The organism is Selenomonas ruminantium subsp. ruminantium ATCC 12561, from assembly GCF_000424065.1.
GTDB lineage: Bacteria > Bacillota > Negativicutes > Selenomonadales > Selenomonadaceae > Selenomonas_A > Selenomonas_A ruminantium.
This window is the reverse complement of sequence record NZ_AUJE01000014.1, coordinates 55,744-78,548: the sequence shown is the minus strand read 5'-3', so window position 1 is coordinate 78,548 and position 22,805 is coordinate 55,744. Positions and strand designations below refer to the sequence as shown.

23 protein-coding genes and 1 riboswitch are annotated in these 22,805 nt (G+C 51.4%); all 23 genes read right to left on the bottom strand.

Annotated features, from left to right (window positions below):
* Window positions 1-41: 41 nt before the first annotated feature.
* Window positions 42-1,862 (bottom strand): translational GTPase TypA, encoded by a 1,821-nt coding sequence (gene typA / locus G598_RS0106850; RefSeq protein WP_026766328.1) that lies wholly within the window; start codon window positions 1,860-1,862, stop codon window positions 42-44.
* 113 nt (window positions 1,863-1,975) lie between these two features.
* A complete protein-coding gene (locus tag G598_RS0106845) occupies window positions 1,976-2,734 on the bottom strand; it encodes an exodeoxyribonuclease III (RefSeq protein ID WP_026766327.1) in 759 nt (252 codons plus the stop codon).
* A gap of 17 nt (window positions 2,735-2,751) precedes the next feature.
* A complete protein-coding gene (lepB, locus tag G598_RS0106840) occupies window positions 2,752-3,273 on the bottom strand; it encodes a signal peptidase I (protein ID WP_026766326.1) in 522 nt (173 codons plus the stop codon).
* A gap of 84 nt (window positions 3,274-3,357) precedes the next feature.
* On the bottom strand, window positions 3,358-3,699 hold the full coding sequence (gene rplS / locus G598_RS0106835) for a 50S ribosomal protein L19 (protein WP_026766325.1): 342 nt from the start codon (window positions 3,697-3,699) through the stop codon (window positions 3,358-3,360).
* 119 nt (window positions 3,700-3,818) lie between these two features.
* Window positions 3,819-4,604 carry an ABC transporter ATP-binding protein gene (locus G598_RS0106830; RefSeq protein WP_026766324.1) on the bottom strand — a complete coding sequence of 262 codons (786 nt, stop codon included), beginning with the start codon at window positions 4,602-4,604 and terminating at the stop codon, window positions 3,819-3,821.
* Complete coding sequence (locus tag G598_RS0106825; RefSeq protein WP_026766323.1) at window positions 4,594-5,382, bottom strand: ABC transporter ATP-binding protein; 789 nt, start codon at window positions 5,380-5,382, stop codon at window positions 4,594-4,596. The genes G598_RS0106830 and G598_RS0106825 overlap by 11 nt, the downstream gene beginning before the upstream one ends.
* A gap of 15 nt (window positions 5,383-5,397) precedes the next feature.
* Window positions 5,398-6,981, bottom strand: coding sequence for an ABC transporter substrate-binding protein (locus G598_RS0106820; protein WP_026766322.1), 1,584 nt, complete (start codon window positions 6,979-6,981; stop codon window positions 5,398-5,400).
* Between the two features lie 31 nt (window positions 6,982-7,012).
* Window positions 7,013-7,828 (bottom strand): nickel transporter permease, encoded by an 816-nt coding sequence (gene nikC, locus G598_RS0106815; RefSeq protein WP_037363465.1) that lies wholly within the window; start codon window positions 7,826-7,828, stop codon window positions 7,013-7,015.
* Window positions 7,828-8,769, bottom strand: a complete 942-nt coding sequence (nikB, locus tag G598_RS0106810) for a nickel ABC transporter permease (RefSeq protein ID WP_037363457.1) — start codon at window positions 8,767-8,769, stop codon at window positions 7,828-7,830. The genes nikC and nikB overlap by 1 nt, the downstream gene beginning before the upstream one ends.
* Window positions 8,770-8,922: 153 nt before the next feature.
* Window positions 8,923-9,107: riboswitch (cobalamin riboswitch) on the bottom strand.
* Between the two features lie 73 nt (window positions 9,108-9,180).
* A complete protein-coding gene (locus tag G598_RS0106805) occupies window positions 9,181-10,515 on the bottom strand; it encodes an MATE family efflux transporter (RefSeq protein ID WP_026766319.1) in 1,335 nt (444 codons plus the stop codon).
* A gap of 86 nt (window positions 10,516-10,601) precedes the next feature.
* Window positions 10,602-11,231, bottom strand: a complete 630-nt coding sequence (gene cbiE, locus G598_RS0106800) for a precorrin-6y C5,15-methyltransferase (decarboxylating) subunit CbiE (protein WP_026766318.1) — start codon at window positions 11,229-11,231, stop codon at window positions 10,602-10,604.
* Window positions 11,215-12,339: a cobalt-precorrin-5B (C(1))-methyltransferase CbiD gene (cbiD, locus tag G598_RS0106795; RefSeq protein WP_026766317.1), complete on the bottom strand. Its 1,125-nt coding sequence runs from the start codon at window positions 12,337-12,339 to the stop codon at window positions 11,215-11,217. The genes cbiE and cbiD overlap by 17 nt, the downstream gene beginning before the upstream one ends.
* Before the next feature lie 8 nt (window positions 12,340-12,347).
* Window positions 12,348-13,337 (bottom strand): lysylphosphatidylglycerol synthase transmembrane domain-containing protein, encoded by a 990-nt coding sequence (locus G598_RS0106790; RefSeq protein WP_026766316.1) that lies wholly within the window; start codon window positions 13,335-13,337, stop codon window positions 12,348-12,350.
* Window positions 13,338-13,358: 21 nt separating this feature from the next.
* Window positions 13,359-14,144, bottom strand: coding sequence for a GTP cyclohydrolase FolE2 (gene folE2 / locus G598_RS0106785; RefSeq protein WP_026766315.1), 786 nt, complete (start codon window positions 14,142-14,144; stop codon window positions 13,359-13,361).
* Window positions 14,144-14,833 carry a 7-cyano-7-deazaguanine synthase QueC gene (queC, locus tag G598_RS0106780; RefSeq protein ID WP_026766314.1) on the bottom strand — a complete coding sequence of 230 codons (690 nt, stop codon included), beginning with the start codon at window positions 14,831-14,833 and terminating at the stop codon, window positions 14,144-14,146. Before queC ends, folE2 begins: the two co-directional genes overlap by 1 nt.
* A 17-nt stretch (window positions 14,834-14,850) precedes the next feature.
* Window positions 14,851-15,495 carry a ribulose-phosphate 3-epimerase gene (rpe, locus tag G598_RS0106775; protein ID WP_026766313.1) on the bottom strand — a complete coding sequence of 215 codons (645 nt, stop codon included), beginning with the start codon at window positions 15,493-15,495 and terminating at the stop codon, window positions 14,851-14,853.
* Window positions 15,492-16,394 (bottom strand): ribosome small subunit-dependent GTPase A, encoded by a 903-nt coding sequence (gene rsgA, locus G598_RS0106770; protein WP_026766312.1) that lies wholly within the window; start codon window positions 16,392-16,394, stop codon window positions 15,492-15,494. The genes rpe and rsgA overlap by 4 nt, the downstream gene beginning before the upstream one ends.
* Window positions 16,395-16,425: 31 nt before the next feature.
* Window positions 16,426-18,195, bottom strand: a complete 1,770-nt coding sequence (pknB, locus tag G598_RS0106765) for a Stk1 family PASTA domain-containing Ser/Thr kinase (protein ID WP_026766311.1) — start codon at window positions 18,193-18,195, stop codon at window positions 16,426-16,428.
* Between the two features lie 33 nt (window positions 18,196-18,228).
* A complete protein-coding gene (locus G598_RS0106760; RefSeq protein ID WP_026766310.1) occupies window positions 18,229-19,626 on the bottom strand; it encodes a peptidoglycan D,D-transpeptidase FtsI family protein in 1,398 nt (465 codons plus the stop codon).
* Window positions 19,619-20,890, bottom strand: a complete 1,272-nt coding sequence (locus G598_RS0106755) for an FtsW/RodA/SpoVE family cell cycle protein (protein ID WP_026766309.1) — start codon at window positions 20,888-20,890, stop codon at window positions 19,619-19,621. The genes G598_RS0106760 and G598_RS0106755 overlap by 8 nt, the downstream gene beginning before the upstream one ends.
* Window positions 20,887-21,606, bottom strand: coding sequence for a Stp1/IreP family PP2C-type Ser/Thr phosphatase (locus G598_RS0106750; protein ID WP_336433144.1), 720 nt, complete (start codon window positions 21,604-21,606; stop codon window positions 20,887-20,889). The genes G598_RS0106755 and G598_RS0106750 overlap by 4 nt, the downstream gene beginning before the upstream one ends.
* Complete coding sequence (locus tag G598_RS0106745; protein WP_026766307.1) at window positions 21,603-22,055, bottom strand: FHA domain-containing protein; 453 nt, start codon at window positions 22,053-22,055, stop codon at window positions 21,603-21,605. Before G598_RS0106745 ends, G598_RS0106750 begins: the two co-directional genes overlap by 4 nt.
* Entirely contained in the window at window positions 22,055-22,804 is a 750-nt protein-coding gene (locus G598_RS0106740; protein WP_026766306.1) for an FhaA domain-containing protein, read from the bottom strand. The genes G598_RS0106745 and G598_RS0106740 overlap by 1 nt, the downstream gene beginning before the upstream one ends.
* Window position 22,805 lies beyond the last annotated feature (1 nt).

Genomic DNA, 22,805 nt, shown 5'->3' with positions numbered 1-22,805 from the left:
TCCGGGCGTCTTAGCATATAGATGTAAACCTAACCTAAATCTTAGCCCTTACGTGCGTTCTTCGCATTACGTCCACGCACCGTACGGTCCAGAATGGTCTTACGCAGACGGATGTGTTCCGGCGTAACTTCAACCATTTCATCGTTGTTGATGTATTCGATAGCCTGTTCCAGAGAGAGGATTCTCGGCGGCGTCAGGCGAATTGCTTCGTCCGAGGAAGACGTACGCATGTTGGATACGTTCTTCTTCTTGCAGGGGTTGATGTCGATATCGTTATCGCGGGAGTTTTCACCAACAATCATACCTTCATAAACCTGTTCGCCCGGCTCAATGAACATTACGCCACGGTCCTGCAGGGAGAAGATACCATAACCGGTCGTTTCGCCCTGTTCGAAAGCAACGAGGGAACCGCGCGTACGGCCCGGGATATCGCCCTTGTACGGCGCATAGCCATGGAACACATGGTTCATGATGCCGTTACCCTTCGTGCTCGTCAGGAGTTCGGAACGGAAACCAATCAGGCCGCGGGCCGGAATGGTGAATTCGAGGCGCATGTAACCGGCCGTCTCCGTCATGTTCGTGAGTTCAGCCTTACGGGTGCCAAGGCCTTCCATAACAGCGCCCATGTATTCCTGCGGTACTTCAATCGTCAGGTTTTCAATCGGTTCGCAAAGCTGGCCGTTGATGGTCTTGTAAACTACTTCCGGTTTGCCGACCTGCAGTTCATAGCCTTCACGGCGCATGGTTTCAATCAGGATGGACAGGTGAAGTTCACCACGGCCGGAAACCTTGAATACATCGGCAGAATCCGTTTCCTCAACCTTCATGGCCACGTTGGTTTCAATTTCCTTGAACAGACGGTCACGCAGGTGACGGGAGGTTACGAACTGACCTTCACGGCCGGCAAACGGGCTCGTGTTGACACCGAAGGTCATGGACAGGGTCGGCTCGTCGATGTTGATGGTCGGCAGCGCTTCCGGATTTTCAGCATCCGCAACGGTGTAACCGATGGATACATCACCAAGACCGGTCAGGGCAACGATTTCACCCATGCCGGCAGCTTCGCTCTCTACGCGCTGCAAGCCCTGGTAAGTGAATACCTTGCCGATACGGGCTTTCGTTTCCTGGTCGCCATTGATGATGGCTACAGCCTGATTCGGCTTTGCCGTACCGCGGATGATGCGGCCGATAGCTACGCGACCTACGAAGGAATCGGATTCGAGCGTCGTAACCATCATCTGCAGCGGAGCGTCCGGGTCACCATGCGGAGCCGGGATTTCCTTCACGATGGTTTCCATCAGCGGTTCGAGGTTGTCGTTGTCATCGTCCATGCTGTACTTGGCAATACCGTCACGAGCCGTAGCATAGATTACCGGGAAATCGAGCTGGTCATCATCGGCGTCGAGTTCCATGAAGAGTTCGAGAACTTCATCATAAACGTCATCTACACGCTGATTCGGCTTATCAATCTTGTTGATAACCACAATCGGCTTCAGCTTCTGTTCGAGAGCCTTGCGCAGCACGTATTTCGTCTGAGGCATCGGGCCTTCAAAGGCATCAACGAGCAGAACAACGCCGTCAACCATGTTGAGAACACGTTCCACTTCGCCGCCGAAGTCAGCATGGCCCGGGGTATCTACGATGTTGATTTTTACGCCGTTGTACATAACAGCTGTGTTCTTGGACAAAATCGTGATGCCGCGCTCACGCTCAATATCGCCGGAGTCCATAACGCGCTCTGCAACCTGCTCGTTGGAGCGGAACACATGGCTCTGCTTCAGCATGCCATCAACCAGGGTCGTCTTACCATGGTCAACGTGGGCGATAATGGCGATGTTTCTCAAATTTTCATTGGTCGTCATACTCATTTTAGTGTAATCTGCCTCCTAATTCTATAAAGCAAGGAAGGATACATAACTGTATCCCCCAAAAGCTCAACATAACGTATAAATTTTATCCTATGGCCGTTCCCATGTCAAGGATTTTCTATTTCCAATCCCACAGGACAGTGGTCACTGCCAAAAACTTCATTGTGAATGGTCGCGTCCTTGATTTTTTCCTTCAACCGCGTGGAGGTGACAAAATAATCAATGCGCCATCCGGCGTTGTTGTCCCGGGCTTTTCTAAGATACGACCACCAGGTGTAGATACCCGTGCGCTCCGGATACAAGGTGCGGAAGGTATCAATAAAGCCCGCGTTTAAAAGCTCGGTAAACTTGCCGCGTTCTTCATCGGTAAAACCGGCATTATGGTGATTGGTCTTGGGATTTTTAAGGTCAATCTCCTGGTGGGCCACATTCAAATCCCCGCAGACTACCACAGGTTTCTGCGCATCCAATTGGCACAGGTAATCGCGGAAGGCGTCTTCCCATTCCATGCGGTAATCCAATCGTTCCAGTTCCCGCTTGGAATTGGGCGTATAGACCGTCACCAAAAACATTTCCGGAAATTCCAAGGTGATTACCCGGCCTTCATGGTCGTGTTCTTCAATGCCCAGACCATAGGTGACGTTTAACGGCTCAATGCGGGAGAACACCGCCGTGCCGGAATAGCCCTTCTTTTCAGCGCTGTTCCAATACTGCTTGTAGCCGGGCAAATCTAAGATGGCCTGGTCCGGCTGCATCTTCGTTTCCTGCAGGCAGAACACATCGGCGTCCAGCTTGCAGAATGACTCCATAAATCCCTTTTTCAGGCAGGCCCGCAGGCCGTTGACATTCCAGGAAATAAACTTCATCGTCTATGCCTCCCTCGTTACGGCAGTGTCTTGAACTGTCCTACCGGCCAGAATACCAACATGGCCTTGCCTTTGATTAAATCAAACGGCACAAAGCCCACGTCGGCAAAACGGCTGTCCTCGGAATTGTTGCGGTTATCGCCCATCACAAAGACGGTTCCCTTGGGCACCGTGGATTTGGGATATTCGCTGCGGGTGGGTTCCAAGATATAATCTTCATTGAGCAGCTGGTCGTTGACAAAGACCTTGCCAGCTTTAATCTCCACCGTATCACCGCCGGTTGCAATGACGCGCTTGATGAAATCACGGCTTCTGTCGCGGGGATATTCGAATACGAGAATATCATTTTTCTGGGGTTCCCGGAAGTTGTAGATGAACTTATTGACCACGAGCCGTTCCTGCGACTGCAAGGTCGGCCGCATGGACGGGCCATCTACAATGTAAAGCTCCACGATAAATTCACGAATAAAGAAGGCCAGCACCACCGCAATGACAATGGAGACAAGCCAGTCTTTTGCTTCTTCGCCTAATGAACTCATAAAAAGGGTCCTCCTCTTAATGTGTTTTGGCTATCCTACGCAAAAATAGGGACTGCTCGGAAGCAGTCCCTACCGTTACGCAGATTAGCGTTTTTCTTTGATACGAGCAGCTTTACCCGTAAGGTTGCGCAGATAGTAAAGTTTTGCACGACGGACAACACCGCGGCTAACAACTTCAATCTTGGCAATACGCGGAGAATGAACCGGGAACAGACGTTCTACGCCGATGCCGTAGGATACACGACGAACGGTGAAAGTCTCACGAACGCCAACGCCCTGACGAGCGATTACGCGGCCTTCGAATACCTGAATACGCTCACGGTTGCCTTCGACGATCTTTGCATGTACGCGAACTTTGTCGCCAGGTGCAAATACGGGAATGTCGCTGCGGAGCTGTTCTTTCTCCAGAGTCTCGATGATGTTCATTTGTTTTTTCCTCCTTAATCAGACGTTCGTGGCAAGCTCATGCCTACTCAGAGGACCGTCCACATACCTAAGTAGTTTACCATAAAAAAATCCTGGCTTCAATACCTAAAAAATATTTTTTAGGCCCTTTTTTTCACGGAAAACACCGAACTGAGCAATTTTTTCGTATAGGGGTGCTGTGCCTGCGCAATCTTATCCCCTGCCAGTTCTTCAACAATCTGACCGTTTTGCATAACCGCCACCCGATGGCTGATGAGACTTACAAGGCCTAAGTCATGGCAGATAAAGATATAGCTGACGCCCTTTTCCCGCTGCAACTTGGCCAGGAGCTTGGCGATGCTGTCCTGTACGGACACGTCCAGGGCACTGGTTGCCTCGTCGCAGATGATGACCTCCGGTTCCAGGATAAGCGCCCGGGCAATGCCCACGCGTTGTCGCTGGCCGCCAGAGAGTTCATGCGGATAACGCAGGGCGATTTCCGGCGCCAGTTCCACCTGCTCCAAAAGCGCCACAGCTCTAGCCTCGGCTTCCTTATCGGAAACCTTGGCAAAGTTGCGCAGCGGCTCACAGATGATATCGCGAATCCGCATCTTGGGATTAAAGGCCGTAGAAGGGTCCTGAAAAATCATCTGGATATTCTTGGCCATTGCCCGGCGTTTTTCACCGGAAAGGCGCGTGATATCCTCGCCCTTAAAAAAGATTTTGCCGCTGTCGGCCGGATGCAGGCCCATAATCGTGCGCACAAAGGTGGACTTGCCGCAGCCGGACTCACCGACCAGCCCCAGCGTTTCACCACGGTAGAGCTGCAGGCTCACATCCTTGCAGGCGGTAAACTTCATGCCGTCACTTTTGGTAAATTCCTTGCAGATTTTATCCGTAGACAGCAAGATTTCTTTATCCGACATAGCGTGTGCCTCCAATCTCCGGCACAGCGCGCAAAAGTGCCTGGGTGTATTCTGCCTGCGGGCGCTCGATAACGTCTGCCGTACTGCCGTACTCCACCACTTTGCCGCCGGCCATGACCATGATTTTATCCGCCATATGCGCCGCCACGCCGATATTATGGGTGACGATAATCATGGCCGAACCTGCTTCGTGGACAACCTGCATGAGCTCGTCCACAATCTGTGCCTGCGTGGTCACATCAAGGGCCGAAGTCGGCTCGTCAGCGAGCAGCAATTTGGGCGCAAAGGCCAAAGCCATGGCAATGCCGACACGCTGGCGCATGCCGCCGCTGAGCTCAAAGGCATGGGATTCCATCACGCGCTGCGGGTCGGGCAGATTCATGCGGGTAAGCAGTGAACAGGCTTTTTCTACCGCCTCGCTTTTGCTCATGGAGCTGTGCAGCTGGAGGTATTCCACAAACTGCTTGCCAATGGTCTGCACAGGATTGAGCATATTGCCGCTGTCCTGAAAAATCATGGCAATGTCCTTGCCGCGAATGGAGAGCCATTCCTTATTGCTCAAATGGGCAATATCACGGCCGCCAAAGTTGATTTGGCCACCCTCTACCTGTCCATTGCCGGACAGACAGCCCAAAATCGCCCGAATCACAGAGGTCTTGCCACTGCCGGATTCCCCGACAATGGCCATAATCTCCCCTGCCTGCAGGTCAAAATTGACATTGGACACCATAGGCTTGCCCTGATAGGCAATCGATAAATTCTTTACATCTAAAAGCATCTTTGCTTCCTTTACTTATTTCGCCGGTTTAATCAGGCTCGTAATCCAGTAATAATCGGAAGGATACATCTTCACGCCGGACAGAACCTTGTTGCTGATGATGTTGGTCTGCGGATAACCCAGGAACAGCGCTGCACCATCGTTTAAGAGAATCTGCTGAATGTCGATAATCAGCTGACGGCGCTTGCTCTTGTCAAACTCAGCGGCCAGTTCGTTGAACTTAGCATCGAGTGCCGGGTTGCTGTAACCGGAACCATTCTGCGGGTTGTCGCCGTTGTTGTTGGTCTTCCAGTACCAGGAGAGGAAGATTTCCGGGTCACCGGTGTTGGCCGTGGTGATGTTGGAAATCAGGAGGTCATATTCGCCCTTGATGCCCATCTGATCAACGAGGTTATAGTCAACGGTCTTGATGTTGATGTCAAAGCCGAGTTTCTTGAGGTCAGACTGTACAGCTTCGGCGTAGAGCGGCAGTTCGGCACGGCTGTTATACACAACGAAGTCGAGCTTCAGCGGCTGGCCATTCTTGTCACGGATGCCATCGCCATCCGTATCCTTCCAGCCTGCTTCATCGAGCAGTTTTTCTGCGCGTTCCGGATTATAGGCATTGGGGTCAGTCAGCTGGTCAAAGCCATAGTCCATGGACGGCGGTACAGGAGCCTTGCCCGGCAGGAAGGTGCCTTTGAGCAGGACATTGTTATAGGTTTCACGGTCACAGCCGCAGATAAGTGCAGCACGCACTTTGTCATCCTTCAGGATGCCCTTCTGGTTCAGACGAGCCAGAACGACACGCAGGGAGGAAATTTCATCCACGAAGAACTTGTCGTTGCCGCGGAAGGTATCCATATCGCCAGCCGCAATATTCACGGCCATATCCACTTCGCCGGACTGCAGCGCCATAGCGCGGGTGTTCGGGTCGTCAATGGACGGAATTTCTACGGTTTCAAACGGCACTTCGCCATCCCAGTAGTTGGGGTTTTTCTTCATCACGGCTTTTTCCTTCACGAAGGATTCCACCATGTACGGGCCGGTGCAGATGGGGCCTTCCTTGGCAAAGTCGCGGCTGCCTTCGGCGCTGGTGTCCACGATGATGAAGAGCGGGTCAGCCAGGAAGCCCGGCATATTCGGCATGGGCTTTTCCGTCACGATGGTCAGGGTCTGACCTTCGGCCTTGATTTCCTTGTACTTGAAGAACGTAGCGGCGCGGTTGTTCTTGGCAAAAGCGCGTTCAATGGAAGCTTTGACTGCTTCCGCCGTCAGCGGATTGCCGTTGGAAAATTTTACGCCCTCACGGATTTTGAACGTCCAGGTCGTATGGTCATCGCTGATGCTCCAGCTTTCGGCCAGCCAGGGCTGTACGTTCATCTTATCGTCAAACTTCGTCAGGCATTCACCGAGGCCGTAACGCATAACCACCCAGCCAAAGAAATTCTGCGTGGGTTCGAGCGTATCGGCAAAGTTCGTCACACCGACTTTGAGTACGCCCTTGTCGGCGCTACTGCTATTATCCGCACCGCAGCCAGCCAGCATAACGGTCAATGCTGCACCGCACAGGCCGAGGCTGACGGCTTTCCATAACTTCTTCGTGTTGAACATTTTCATCGCAAACATCTACCCCTTTATAAAAAATATATTATTCCTGCCGTGGGTCGAGAACATCCCGCAGGCTGTCCCCCCACAGATTAAATATAGCTACGACAATAAAGATGGCCAGGCCCGGATAAATCATAAGCCAGGGTGCCGTCTGGATATACTGACGGCCCTCGTTGAGCATCAGGCCCCATTCTGGCGTCGGTGGCTGTGCACCAAAGCCTAAAAAAGAGAGCCCCGCAATTTCCATCATCATGGTGCCGATATCCATTGCTCCAGTGATGACCACCATGGGCATAACATTGGGCAGGATATGACGCCAGAGAATACTGCTGGTTTTCGCCCCCTGAATCTTGGCCGCCTGGATAAAGTCCTGATTGCGCAAACGCAGAACAAGGCTGCGCACCAGACGGGCATATTTTGCCCAGCTGACAACGAGCAGTGCCAAAATGGTATTGATGACGCTGCCGCCTAAGATACCGGCAATGGCGATGGCCAGCACGATACCGGGGAATGCGAGCATCATATCCGCAAAACGCATGAGAATCGTTTCGAGCCAGCCGCCAAAGAAACCGGCCAGTACGCCGACCAATGTGCCCACCATGGCAATCAGGGCCACAAGGCACAGGGCCATAAAGAGCGAAATCTGCGTGCCGCATAGGATGCGGGAGAAGATATCCCGTCCGAGTTTATCCGTGCCAAGGAAATGTTCCGCAGACGGCGTCTGCAGAACCAATTTCATATTTCCCGCCATGGGGTCCTGCGGCGCAAGGTATGGCGCAAAGATGGCTAAGAGCACAATCAGCACGACAAGCCCCGTATAAAAAGCAAATAACTTATTTTCCCGAAAAACCGTCATCAATGGGCCTCCTTCTTCAGACGCGGGTCAAGGTAGACATAGGACAAATCCACCAAGGCGTTGATGGCCATGTACACAATGGAAATCCAGAGCACAAAGCCCTCAATCAGCGGATAATCCCGCATGGAAATCGCCCGCACCGCCATGTTGCCGATACCCGGCCAGGAAAACACCATTTCGATTACGGCCACGCCGCCCAAAAGCCAGCCAATGGACATGCCCAAGAGCGTAATCAGCGGCAATATGGCATTGGGCAGAACATGCTTCCAGAGGATTGCCCGTTCCGAAAGGCCGCGGGCTCTTGCGCCCACCACATAATCCTGCTGCAGTTCCTCCAAAAATACCGTGCGCACCTGACGAATATACTTGGACGACATGTAAAGCGCCAAGGTAAGAGACGGCAGAACAATGCCCTGTGCCGTCACCGCCGATTTGGCAATCGGGAACCAGCCCAGCTTCAGGCCGAACACATAGAGAAAGATAAGACCGAGCCAAAAGGTCGGCATGGATACGCCGATAAACGAAACCGTCCGCACCAGATAATCCTGCCAGCCATTGCGATGCACAGCCGACCATATCCCCAGTGGCAGGGATATGAGCAGGACAAACACAATCGTCACGGCCGCCAGCGTCAAGGTTCCGGCAAAGCCTTCAAGCAGTTTATCCGTTACCGGTTTCTTAGCTGAGTAAGACATGCCCATATCCCCATGGAGCACACCGCCCGCCCAGTTGACATACTGCACGAGGAACGGCTTATCAAGCCCCAGCTCCGCCCTGGTCTTGTCCAGGGTTTCCTGCGAAACAATCGTGTCACCGGCTTCAAGCAGCATCGCCGCCGGGTCGCCCGGTGCCAGATAGGTCAAACAAAAAGTCAGAAAACTGACGCCCACAAGGGTTACCAGCATTTGCGACAATTTGCTTACAAGTTTTTGCAAAATCATCCACACTCCCTAAGGAACTGTTCTATTACCAGTTCCTAAAAAAAATAAAAAAAGCCTGTCCGCATAAAAATGCAGACAGGCTCACCGTAACAAACTCCAGTAAAATCCCCATCCCCATCGCTCGCGGGTGTAAGAAACGGTAAACTGTTTCTTGCGGTGATTGTCAATCAGGCAGTTCTCCTGGCTTCAGTTCATCATCATATCGCGCCTTCCCAAAGAGGCTTTCCCCTCTCCAGTGACTTTTATGCAATATGACTCCCTGTTACAGTGGCGGGACCGCTCCGGCATATACCGGATTCTCTATTAAGTCTTCCGACACCTGATTCAATCGGTATTAATAATTAATAATTAATAACCACTCTCAATACACAATAAGACAAATAAAATTTTATCATTCTCTCCCCTTATGTGTCAAGAGTCACAGACAATTTGCGGGCGGGCTTTCCATAGGCGCCAGAGCAAAAATGATGCACAGGACGCCCGCAGTGACTGGTCAATCGCCAGGGCGAGCCACGCACCTGCCAGCCCCAAATCGAGTACCTGCAAGAAAAAAGCGGTGACAAGCGGCCGCAGGAAGGCGATGCTCACAAAGGAATAGGCAGCGACCTGACTCGTCTTGCCGCTGCCCCGAAGGACACCTGCGCAGACCATGGCATGGGCTTCGGGGAAACTCACCGCCGCTACAAAAATCATAATCAAAGCCCCTAGCGGCAGAAGTTCTGCCTCATGGGAATAGATGCCAAAGATTTCCTCACGCAGTACATAAGTGGCGGCAAAGGAAATCAGCGAGAACACAAAACTCCATTTGAGTCCTGCCCGCAGCTGCCGCTGCCAGTAGTTCCAATCGCCTGCCCCATGGGCATGACCGGCCATCACCATATTGGCCTTGCCCAAGCCGCCTGCAAAGCAGTAATAAAAATCGCAGAAGTTCATGCAGATGGCATGCACGGCATAGGCCGCCGTACCGAGTTCTGCGACCATGCGCGTATAAAGCACCATACCGATACGCTCAAAGCCCTGCTCGCTGAACACGCCGCCAAAGACTGGCAAAAATTCCTGAAAATACGCGCGGGTCGGCAAAAAACTGCCCCAGCCTGACCACTCGCTGTTTTTGAGTTGATACCCCGTAACGCCCAATGTCCAGCCTGTACCGATAACTGTACCAACAGCGGCACCAACTACGCCCATTTCCGGGAAGGGGCCCAGTCCAAAAATCAACAGGGCATTGGCGATAATGTTGACCACATTGCCCTGTACATTGGCACTCATAACCTGTTTGGTATGGCCATAACCTAGTTGCACAGCCTGCAGAATGGTGGATACCGTCGTCAAAAACACGCCGCCCAAAGCAATATCACCATAAGCTAGCGCCGCCGCCATATATTCCTCCTTGGCTCCCATCCAGCTTAGAATCCCCTCTAAATGCAGGAAGAAAAGCACATGGAGCGTGCCCATCAGAATGAGCATACAAAAAAGTGTCCGCGCCAAGAGCGCAGGCACTTCCTGTAATTTCTTCTCCCCAAACTTGCGGGCAGTGAGCAAAGTGAGCACCGAAGCCACCGACCGCACCACACACAAGAGCATCATGCGCGGCTGGGTGAAGATACTCACCGCCGCAATAGCCGCCGTTCCGAGCACGCCCACCATGATGATGTCCACCGAGGAAAGCAATACCATAAAGAGTCCTTCCAAGGCGGCAGGCATGGCTATGCCCAAATAATGTCTGTCTTCTTGTTGTAATCGCACAGCAAAACTCCTTATCATCGAAAATCAATCTCATTTCGATGATAACAGCTCATACGATTTCTGCACAAGCCCCCCAGGGGGATATTTTAAACGATAATCAAAATACAATGCGCGACAGCAGTCAGTTTTATTGCCTCTCCCAGCGTTGTCGTAACGACTGTTTCATCATCATAGGACAGGTGGCTGCAGATGTGCATGGTTTGCGTTTTGGGCCAGCCTGCCTGCAGCAAAATCTCTGCAATGGTTTGGGAGTTATACTTGCTATCGGTGAGCAGGCCCAATATTTTTCCCTGTTTGTAGGCAATATCCTGCGCTGTCGGCGTACGCCCATGAAAGCTGGCCAGCGTGGCATCATGCCAGGGCAGGGCCAGGCGGGCAAAGGCATATTGCATGGCACTGATACCGGGGATTACCGTTATCTGTTCAGCCGGAAATTCCCTCCGCAAAGCATCAAGCAACGAATAATACCCCGGGTCACCAGATACCATTGCCACGACATTATCCAGTTTCACCTTCGCGCGAATAAAATCCATCACGCCCTGAATATCTGCTGTTATCGGACAGGTTTCCTGCCCGTCAGCGGCAAACTGATTTAGAGCCCTTCTGCCTCCCACGAGGAACTTTGCCTGCTCAATGGCTTTAAGTCCCTTGGGCACGATATAATCGGGATTGCCGGGGCCAATGCCCACGACCACGATTTTATTCTGCGTTTCCATTTGGCACCTCCCCGCCTAAATCCCGGCAAATGCTTGCCGCTGTTTCGTCCATACCCAAAAGCTCCCCGCTCATGGCCACCATCACCGTACCTATCTGCATCTTCTGAAACAGATAACGCTGGGCGCGCAGGCTGGCACGTTCAGCCAAGCGCTGACATACCACACCTTTCAAACCTGCCCTGTCCAACACGGCCAAAGCATCTTCCGTGGTATTGGCGTTTAGAACCGCCTGTACATCACGGGTACTAAGCCCTTCGGCTGCGCCATAGGCCGCTATGGTTTCCAAACGGCCATCGGCAATGCGGTTATGGGTGTAAAAACAGCCTGCCGCCACCTTGACCAGCTTGCCAATATGACCGAACAGCAACACCCGTTTGATATCCCGTTGCTGCGCCGCTTCGAGCATAAAACCGATAAAGTTGCTGGTCTGCACCATGGCCTGCGCAGGCAGCTGCCATTTGCCTGCCAGCCGCTCGCCAATCTTGCCGGGCACAAAAACCAGCGCATCAAAACCTGCCGCCTTGGCCACATCAATCTGCGGCACCAAGGAATTTTTAAAGCCTTCCTCAGACATTGGCCGCAAAACCCCCGTCGTGCCGATAACCGATATCCCCCCTTCAACCCCCAAAATGGGATTAAGGGTCTGTTTCGCCAGTTCCACACCGGCCGGAATGGAAATCGTGACTTCCAAAGGGATTTTGTCCGTTCCCAATACCTCAGCTACGACATTGCGGATTAATTGCCGAGGGCCGGGATTGATGGACGGCTGCCCCACTGGCACGGACAGCCCGGGCTTCGTCACCGTACCAATGCCCAGACCTGCCTTAAAGGTAATTTCCGGCGGCGCTGCCTCTAAATGACGAACTGTGGTAAATACCGATACGCCATTGGTGATATCCGGGTCATCACCGGAAAATTTCACCACTTCAGCGGTAAGGCCCCGTTCATCTTTGACAATTTTTTTTACAGGTATAAGAAGCTCCGTGCCATCAAGGGCACGGAGTTCTATGCTATCCCAATCTTCTCCCTGTTCATAGAGCAGGGCGGCCTTGACACCGGCAGCCGCACAGGCGCCGGTGGTATAGCCGGAACGTAGTTCTTTTGCCATAAATTCACCTACTTATTCAGCTGACGGCTCAGGAAGTCGCGGCCGAACACCGTTAATGTGTAATATAGCCCAATCAGGAAGGGAATATATTCGGCAATCAGGCGCCAACAGACGGCGATAATGCCCACAGTCCCCGCGGGCACTGTTTCACTGAACAAGAGCACGAAACCGCCCTCTGCTATACCGGAACCACCGGGAGTCGGCGTGAAGTACAGCAGCATATTGAGAAAAATCATACGCCCCATCACGGTATACCAATCGGCATCGGTAACACCCAATCCTAGCAACAGACAGGGCACAATGGCATAAATACACAAGAGATTCAAACCGGATTCGACAAAGACCAGCAGCATTTTCCAGGGCGACTGCAACAGCAGGGCAATCGCGCATTTCGTATCGCGATAAAAGGCAAAAACCTTGCGCCGGCGGCTGTTTTTCATGCGACGGGTAAAGTGGATGACAAAGTAATCCAGCGTCCCCTGACGCGCCCCCACCACAATGGCGATAATGACCACAAAGGCCGTAAGGGTAATCGCCATCAGGGTATGATTGGAAATGCCCGGCACAATCCCTTCATCATGCAGAAAGATAAAGGGCATACAGAGCACCAAAAAGAAGATGGACAACAGCGTACGCACGATAACGAGCACGGTCGCTTTCCCCGTAGGCACGCCCGCATGGCGCAAAAACATCAGCTGGGCCACAGCCCCGCCGGTTGCTCCCGGCGTTAAGAGTGCCAGAAAATAGTTGCCAAAGACCACCTGCACGGCCTGATACAGACTGATTTTCTCATTGGAAATCTTGACCATATGCATCAGACGGCTGCCGTCAAAGAACATGCCGAGTCCTACCGCCAGCACAGCCAGCCCAATTGACCAGGGCTGAAAACGATTTAGATTTTTCAGGGTATTGATATCAACGGTTGTATAGATAACCACGCCGGAGATAACAACCACCAGCAGGATAAGTACGATAAACCGTTTGTAAACTTTACTCATGCAAACCGTCCCTTGGGATAGTTATAGTTCTTCCTCATGTGCTGCGTAAGCACTGTGGTTGTGAATGGACTCATAATTCTCACATTCCACGGAAAACCAGCCTAGGCCTTCAATATCCCGCAGCACTAGCACCGTATCCCGTAGAATATCCTCCACAAATTTGGGATTTTCATAAGCGGCTTCGGTGACAAACTTTTCGTCCTCCCGCTTCAGTAGCGGATAAATTGGCGAAGACCCCTGCCGTTCCACCAATTCGGCCAAATCTTCGATGAAAATGCAGTCATAGCCCTCCTTGAAGCGCAGCTGAATCCGGGCTACTGAACGCTGATTATGGGCACCATAGCTGGAAATTTCCTTGCTGCAGGGACATAGCGAGGTAAACGGAACCTCCACGCCCAACTGAAATTCCATGGGCTTGCCCTGCTCCTTGCGGCCAGTGAAGCAACAGTCCAAATCCAGCACCGAAGTGCGGCGGCTTACCGGTGCCACCTTATCCACAAAGTATTTGAAGGAAAGCTCTACTTCGGCCGAATGGGCTTCCAAACGCTCCAAAGCCTCAGAGAGCATAGCCTCCATTTCCGTTTCCGCCAGCGGCTTTTTGCTCCAGGGCATCAGGATTTCCAAAAAGCGGCTCATATGCGTACCCTTGTACTGACTCGGCAGAGCTACCGTAAAGCGCACTCTGGCGAGCACCTGCTGATAGCCCCCCTCTTTGGTCTTAATCAAAAAGGGCAGATGAGCTTCCTTAATGCCTACCTTCTGGATGGCAATACCGCGTTTATCCTGGCGGTTTTGTACGTCCTGCATTATGAATTCCTCGTTTCATATTCCACAGGGTCTTCCACGCCAGCTTCAGCAAAGCCCTGCAGGCGCAGTTTGCAGCTGTCGCAGACACCGCAGGCCTTTTCACCGCCCTTGTAACAGCTATGGGTAAACTGCAAGGGTGCACCGAGTTTCGAGCCAAGCTGTACGATTTCCTTTTTGGACAAATCCTGCAATGGCGTTTCAATCGTGATTTTCGTGCCATTAACTGCCGTAGCCGTGGTCGCATAATCAGCCAGAGACTGGAACTTCTGAATGAATTCCGGGCGGCAGTCCGGATAGCCGGAATAATCGATGGAGTTTACACCGATATAAACATGCGTTGCCCCTACAACTTCCGCATAGGCCATAGCATAGGACAGGAAAATCAGATTGCGGGCTGGCACATAGGTAATGGGCACATCATCCCGGTTCACATCCCCGTCCGGCACCTCGATATGACTGTCGGTCAGCGCCGAGCCGCCAATAGCCTCCATATTGGTTTCGATAATCAAATGTTTGGGCACATCGTAGAACTTCGCGATTTTCTTCGCCCCTTCGAGCTCAATGCTATGACGCTGATGATAGTTAAAGCTGATGGGATATACTTCATAGCCAGCTTCCTTGGCCACAGCCATACAGGTACAGCTGTCCAGGCCGCCGGAGAGCAGAACTACTGCTTTTTCTTTTGCCATTTCTTACCTCTCCTTAATTAACCGCGGATTGCCTTGATGGCTGCCGCTACATCTTCAGCACCATAGACAGCCGAACCAGCTACCAAAACATTGGCACCAGCTTCCTGCACCAGCTTGCTGGTTTCAGCATTGATGCCGCCATCAACTTCGATATCACAGGTAAAGCCCATATCCTTAATCGTATGATAGAGCATATGGATTTTTTCGAGTTGGGATTCGATAAACTTCTGTCCGCCAAAGCCCGGGTTTACCGTCATAATGAGCACCATATCCACATCGGGCAAGATTTCTTCAATCATGGCGAGCGGCGTGCCCGGATTCAGCGCAATACCCACTTTGCAGCCAGCGGCCTTAATCTGCTGAATAATGCGGTGATGATGACGGGCAGCTTCCCAATGGAAGGTGATGATATCCGCACCGGCCTCGGCAAAGGTTTCAATATGCGTTTCCGGATGTTCCACCATCAGGTGTACATCAAAAATCGCCTTGCTGGTCGGGCGCAAAGATTTAACAACCAATGAGCCCAAAGTGATGTTCGGCACAAAACTGCCGTCCATAACATCAATGTGGATGTATTCAGCACCGGCATCTGTAACCTTCTTTACTTCATCAGCCAGATGAGCAAAATCTGCCGACAAAATGGAGGGTGCAATCTTAATCATTTGTATTCCTTCTTTCGTTTCAATTGTTGCGCTTCCTGTATTTCCTTATAAATGGTCTGATAGGCCTCGTAGCGTTCCTGCGAAATCTCCCCAGCTTCCCAGGCAGCCTTGATGCCGCAATCCGGCTCATGGGTATGGCTGCAGGGAGCAAAGCGGCACTGCCCTAAATAGGGTCGGAATTCCGGGAAAAAGCCTGCCAGTTCGTCAAGGGGAATTTCGCCCAGTTCCATTGCACTAAAGCCCGGCGTATCCACGATAAAGCCCTGCTCATAGGGCAAAAGCTCAGCTACGCGGGTGGTATGCCGCCCACGCTTAATTTTATCACTGACCTGCCCTGTCGCTAAGGATAAATTCGCATCAATTGCATTGAGCAGCGAGGATTTACCCACACCGGACGGTCCGGCAAAAACCGTCGTCTCGCCGGCTAGTGCCTGCCGCAATTCATCAATACCCAGATTTTCCTTGGCCGACACACGCAGAACCCGATAGCCTGCCTGCTCATAGAGCTGCAAAAAGGCTGCGCTGTCACCACTGTACAAATCCGTCTTATTGACGCAAATCAGGATATTTTTCAGCCCCGACCACTCGGCCAGCACCAAAAAACGGTTTAAAAGCAGCGGATGTAAATCCGGCTGAGCGGCAGCAAAGGTCAAAATCACCTGTGTTACGTTAGCAACTGCCGGACGGCGCAGCAGGCTCGCCCTTGGCAGCTGTTCTTCCACCACGCCTGTGCCATCGGGCAATCTGCCGATAAGCACCTTGTCTCCTGGCACTACCCCTTGACTCTTGCGGGTCTTTTTAAACTTACCACGAAGCTTGCAGGAAACAAGCTCCGTTTCCGTCTGTACATAGAAGAAGCTGTTATAGGCCTTGATTACCCGGCCTTCCTCTAAATGCATAAATGCTCCTCCCTAATCAATCAACACCATCTCAGCGGCTTTTGCTCGTTTCATTCGGCTTAGGTGTCACCGCTTCCTGCTTGCCATCAGTATTATCCTGTTTGGTCTGTTTATCTTTCTTCTCTTCTTCAACCTTGCCCGTTTCAGCAACCACCAGATGAATGGATTCACCGGCCAGTGCTTCCGCACTGCCTCCAGGGCTCTGGCTGATAACCGTGCCAGCCGCCTGCTTGCTGGCTTTTTTCTCCACACTGCCAATCTTAAAACCAGCACTGGTAAGAGTCTTACGTGCAGATTCCAGCGGCAGGCCCGTTACATCGGGAACAGATGCCTTCTTTTCTTTACGCTGGCCTTTGCTGATGACCAAATCAACACTTTCGCCTTTGGTCACTCTGGTACCTGCCCGCGGATCAGAAGCTATGACGACACCAGCTTCTTCCTCATCAGAAGTCCGTTCTGAAATCCGGCCTACCTTCAACCCCATTTTTTCTATTTTAGCCACAGCATCTGCCTGTTTCAAGCCACGCACATCAGGCATTTCGATATTTTCGCCGCCCTTGCTGACCTTAATGGTAATCGTACGTTCTTCCTTGACCTTGGCGCCGCCTTCGGGATCCTGAGAAATAACCATGCCTGCCGGAACCTCTGCACTGAACTCTTCGTCCACTTTAACCCGCAAGCGTTTATCTTCCAAAATCTGTTTGGCTAAAGTCATCTGCTTGCCGGTAACATCCGGCACTTCTACTTCTGCTGTGCTCCAGAACTTACCAAAGCTCAAAAATGCACCGACAAAGAACCCCATCATGAGTACCATCACCAGACCGGCGATAAATTTCTTGGATTTGAACACCGACGTTTCTTCCGGTTCTTTCTCAACATATGACGGCTGCGTATAACGCTCTCCCCGGCTGACAGGCATGGATTCTTTTACCCGGGGCAAAACCTGCGTAGCATAAGGGTCAGCAACCCCCGCACTATATCCTCCCAGCATTTGCTGCGCCTGTGCGATATCCTGCATGAGTTCACTGCTGCTCGGACGCATATTGGCATCTTTCTGCATAGCCTGGGCAACGATAGCCTCAACTACAGGCGGAATGGTTTCATCCAGCTGCCGCACCGAACGGGGCTGCTCCTGCAAGTGTTTCATGGCAATGCTTACCGGTGTTTCCCCCGTGAACGGCAACTGCCCAGTCAGCATTTCATAGAGGACCACGCCCAGAGCATAAACATCCGAGCGGGGCGTGATCATCGTCCCTTTGGCCTGCTCCGGCGAGAAGTAATGAACAGACCCTACGACATTTCCCGTATAGGTCATCGTGGATTCTGTCACTGCCCGGGCAATGCCGAAATCGGCTACCTTGGCGCTGCCATCTGGCATCATCAGGATATTATGCGGTTTGATATCGCAATGCACCAGATTATTGGCATGAGCATGGGCTAATGCGCTGGCAATATCCTTTGCCACCCGCAGGGCAGCCTCTACGCTTAAATGACCCTCCTGTTTGATACGGTCCTTCAAGGTGCTGCCCGGCACGTATTCCATGACGATATAATGGTCATCGCCCATTACCCCAACATCATAGATATTGACAATATTGGGATGAGACAGCTTGGCCGCAGCCTGTGCCTCCCGGTGAAACTTCTGAATAAACTCAGAATCCCGCTTGAATTGTTCATGGAGGATTTTGACCGCCACAGTACGGTCAAGCAATATATCCCTGGCTTTATACACATCGGCCATTCCGCCGCCGCCAATGAGTTCCTGCAATTCGTATCGATTGTCCAAGACACGCTGGTTCATTGAATTTCTCCTTCCCCAAGGCTCATTTTATAATTAGTTCTGTAAACTCAGGATTATCTTTCGGGCAATTGGTGCTGCTGCTTTGCCGCCGCCGCCACCGTTTTCCACAATAATGGCAAAAGCGATATTGCGATTGCGCAGTTTCGCTGAACCGATAAACCAGGCATGATCCTCTCCATGAGGATTTTCGGCAGTACCGGTCTTACCGGCTACTTCCACACCGCCGACCTGCGCAGCTTTGCCCGTTCCCTTGGTGACCACATCTTCCATATAGCTGTGCACCTTCGCTGCCATGGTCTCCGTAGTCACCGTCAGCCATTTTTCGGGGTTAGCCTTATGTACCACCAAACCACCAGGGGTAATGACTTCCTGCACAAGATAAGGCTTCATCACCGTTCCGCCATGGGCAAAAGCTGAAGCCAGCAACGCCATATGCATCGGTGTTACTAAAAGTGTGCTCTGTCCAATAGCCGTCTGCGCCTGATCTCCACCGCCTAAATTGCCAAAATCCGGCAAATGCGAGCTGGTCATAACGATTTCCCCACCAATTGACTGATCAAAGCCAAAGCGGATAAAGGCCTTCTTGAGCTTATCATCGCCTAAGCGCATTCCCAATGTACCAAAGGTCACATTGCAGGATTCCGTCAAGGCTTTGCGCAGGTCTACCCGATTGTGCACTTCGCCATGACTCTCCCGAATGCTATGGCCACCGCCAACATCCAAAATACCAGGACAGTCAAAAGTTTCCTGCTCATTGGTTACCCCCTCTGTCAGTGCTGCATCAGCAATCATAGGCTTAATGGTTGATCCCGGTGGGTAAAGCCCCTGCACTGTACGATTTAGGAGCGGTCCATCTGCTTCCTGCGACATCGCTTTCCAATTTTCTTCTACATTATTGGGGTCATAGGCCGGAGAACTGACCATAGCCAGGACAGCGCCTGTATCTGCATCCAAGACCACAACAGCCCCTTTTCGCCCAGCCAGGCCATCATAAGCAGCCTGTTGGGCATCAGCTTCAATTGTAGTCTTAACATCATTGCCGCTGTCCGTCTGCAAAAGCTGCGAAGCTGGCCCTAAACGGCTCATATCCGCTGTCAACCCCAACAGTTCCCTGTTGGCATGACCTTCCAGCCCCGCACTGCCAATGTTTTCCCCATTATAACCGGTAATATGTGCCATCACCTGGCCCAAAGGATACGTTCTGGTACCATCACCTTGTGTTTGTGCCAGAACACGTCCATGAGCGTCAAAAATAGTGCCCCGGCGAATATCGGCCTTGGCTGCCGCTCCCCGCATATTGAGCGGATTTTCCGCCAGTTCCTGCCCTTCCCAAACCGCTAAGTAAGCGATATAGAGAGAAAGTACCGCCACCATGACGAGCAGAAAGGCACCGACCTGTACAATTTGTCGTTTTAACTTCCAATCAGACATTTTTCTGCTCCTTGGTTAATGATAACAACATGGCCAGCAGAATAAAACTGGAAACCATGGAACTGCCGCCATAGCTTACAAACGGCAGAGTAATCCCTGTAAGCGGCAAAAATTTGGTAACACCGGCAATGATAATAAACATCTGCAACAGTATGAGCACACCACAGCCCGCCATCAACAAAGCCTCGCTGGCATTCTTCAGCTTCAGTGCTCCTTTTATCCCCCGCCAGAAAAGCAGCGCATAGCAGATGATAAGCATAAGTCCTGCTGTAAGCCCCATTTCCTCCACGATAGCAGAAAAAATAAAGTCCGTGTGCACTTCAGGAATAAAGCCGGGATGGCCGAAACCAAAGCCCGTGCCCCAAAGTCCGCCCGTGCCAATGGCAAAGAGTGACTGTACCACCTGATAAGCCATTCCATTGGGGTCAGCCCAAGGGTCAAGCCAGATATCAAAACGCACCCGTACATGGCCGAACATAGCATAACTGACAGCAGCGGCCATCCCCATAAAGGCCATGGCCAAAAACACATAAGACTTGCTGCCTGTAGACATATAAGTCATAAGCACCGCCATGCCAAAAAAGAGCAGTGCTGAACCCAAATCCTTTTCCACCACGAACATCAGAACCGCCAAGCCCCAGATACAAATAAGGGGCGCGATAAAACGCAGAGGCGGCAGCTTCAGGAACAGGAATTTATGCGCAGGCAAAGTCAGAACCCGCCGATGGTCAGACAGATAAGATGCCAAAAAGAACAACAGAATAATCTTACCGAATTCCGAAGGCTGCAAGGATACCGGCCCAAGTACCAGCCAGTTTTTGCTGCCACCGATTTCCGTACCGAAAAGGAGTGGCAGTCCCAACAAAAACACACAGCCAATCCCCAATAGGTATGGATAATTGAGCATGCGTTTTATTTTCGGCCAAAGACGAATAACGATGAACATCACCAACATGGCTATGCACAACCACTGCATCTGTCTGAGCAGCAAAACCGGTTTCAAGCGGGCAATTTCCACCAAGCCAATACTCACGAGCATCAGAATGATCGGCAGGATGAACGTATCCAAATGACGACGGATAACCACCATCTGAATAACAATCGTCAGAAAAACAGTTGCCAACAGGTACGGCGCATAAACCAACGGGTCCTGCAAGGTGTTATTGGTCACCTTTTGTACAGCCCCCTGCATTTTTAAATACAGAACAGCCATACCACAGAGGAAAATGCCCAGCGGAGCAGTTAAAAGTCCCCAATTCTTCATGTGAGACTCACCACCACAACGGTAATATTATCCCTGCCGCCAGCAGCCAAAGCTGCATTTAACAGTGCTTGCGCCGGGTTTTCCGCATTTTCCCGCAGGATATGTGTGATTGCAGTGTCCTCTACATGCTTCATCAAACCATCTGTAGCCAGCAGGAAAATATCTCCATCATGAATCGTCAGCTGACCGCTATCCACAACAAGCTCTTCCATGACACCTACAGCACGGGTCAACATATTGCGTTGTGGATGTCTCTTTGCTTCTTCGTGAGTAATCGTTCCTTCCCGTACCAAATCCTCTACATACGAATGGTCACGAGTTATCTGTTCCAAAGTCTCTGCACCACCACGAAGAAGATATAACCTGCTGTCGCCTACATGAGCCCAAAAAGCCCGGCAACAATGCTCATCAATATGCAGCAGCGTTGCCGTAGTGCCCATACCTTCACAGGCGGGATGTTCCCAAACATAATGACGAATAGCCATATTTGCGTCCTGGACAGCCTGACAAAGTTCCCTTTCTCCAATATTATCTCTGCCAGCCAGTTTTTCCTTTATGGTATCAACCAACATTTGACTGGCAATCTCTCCGGCAGCTTCGCCGCCCATGCCATCTGCAACTGCATAAACCGTATCAAAAACCACCAGATTATCTTCATTGCCTTTACGCACTAAGCCTACGTCAGTAGCTTTATAAACCTGCTGCAATTCGTTCACCTCTCGAACCTTAGGGTAACCATGCCCACACGAATTTCATCACCGGGTTTTAAGTAAGTCTGGCCTTCCAAAGGCTGACCATTGACATACGTATGGTTCACACTGCCCAAATCCTCAATGACATATTGGGCACCATGAAGAAAAATCGTGGCATGGCGATGGGAAACAAAATTTTCGGGAATGCGCACATCATTTTCTGCGCCCCGGCCAATGGTTATTTCCTCCTGAAAAGCAAAACGCCGTCCTTGGAGTTCTTCCTCGCTGGCCTCCACTACGGTAAGCAGCGCTTCATTCTGTTTGACCGCAGGCTTATGTTGTTGCTTCAGTTCCTGCTTAACCTCACCAAACATTCTGCGCGACAGGCTGACGGTAAAGTAAATCAGCCACAAGAGCATACCATATTCCAAAGCCACTCTGGCCACCTTAATGGCCATTGCCGCACCTTGCATCAAATCACCTCGTAGACTAAAACCGTTGTTCCAATTTGGATTTCATCACCGGAGCACAGACATACGGATTCCACCGGCTCACCGTTCACAAAAGTGCCATTAGTGCTTTGTGCGTCATAAAGGATATGACGGTGATTTTCATAAGCAATCCAGGCATGAAGCCGGGAAGCCTTAGGGTCGGTGAGAATAAACTCATTTTTATCCCGGCGGCCGATGTAAATCTGCCCTTCACCCAATTCCAGATACGCATCCAAATCCGGGCCCTCGATAACTTTCAGAGCAGCGAGTTTTATTTCCTTGGGCAGATTCAATGGCTGCTGGCTGCCCAAGCGTGGCTTAGCCAGTACCAACGTATTTTGCTCATCACAGTTTTTCGTCTGTGTATCATCCTCCGGCTCTGAAAAACAGGCTTTTAACTCGAAGATACCGCGCTGTTTTTCCTCATCGGCCTGACAAAGCACCTTCAGGTTACCCTGCATAAGATAATTCTGCAGGATAACCTGTTTTTCGGCTACTGTATAAAGCTCGTCGATAATCCGCCGGGCACAAAGCCGCTGATAGTCTTCCTTGGCGAGGAAAAACACATACTGATTGGGCACCATGCGCTGAGCCTTTCCCTTGCCCTGTCGGGCAATTTCCTTTTCCAGCGCCTTAGATAGTTCTACCGGCTCCAAATCACTGCTGAACTTCTTATTAAAGAATCCTTCGATACGATTTTCCAAAAATGATTCTAATTTGCCAATGCCCATA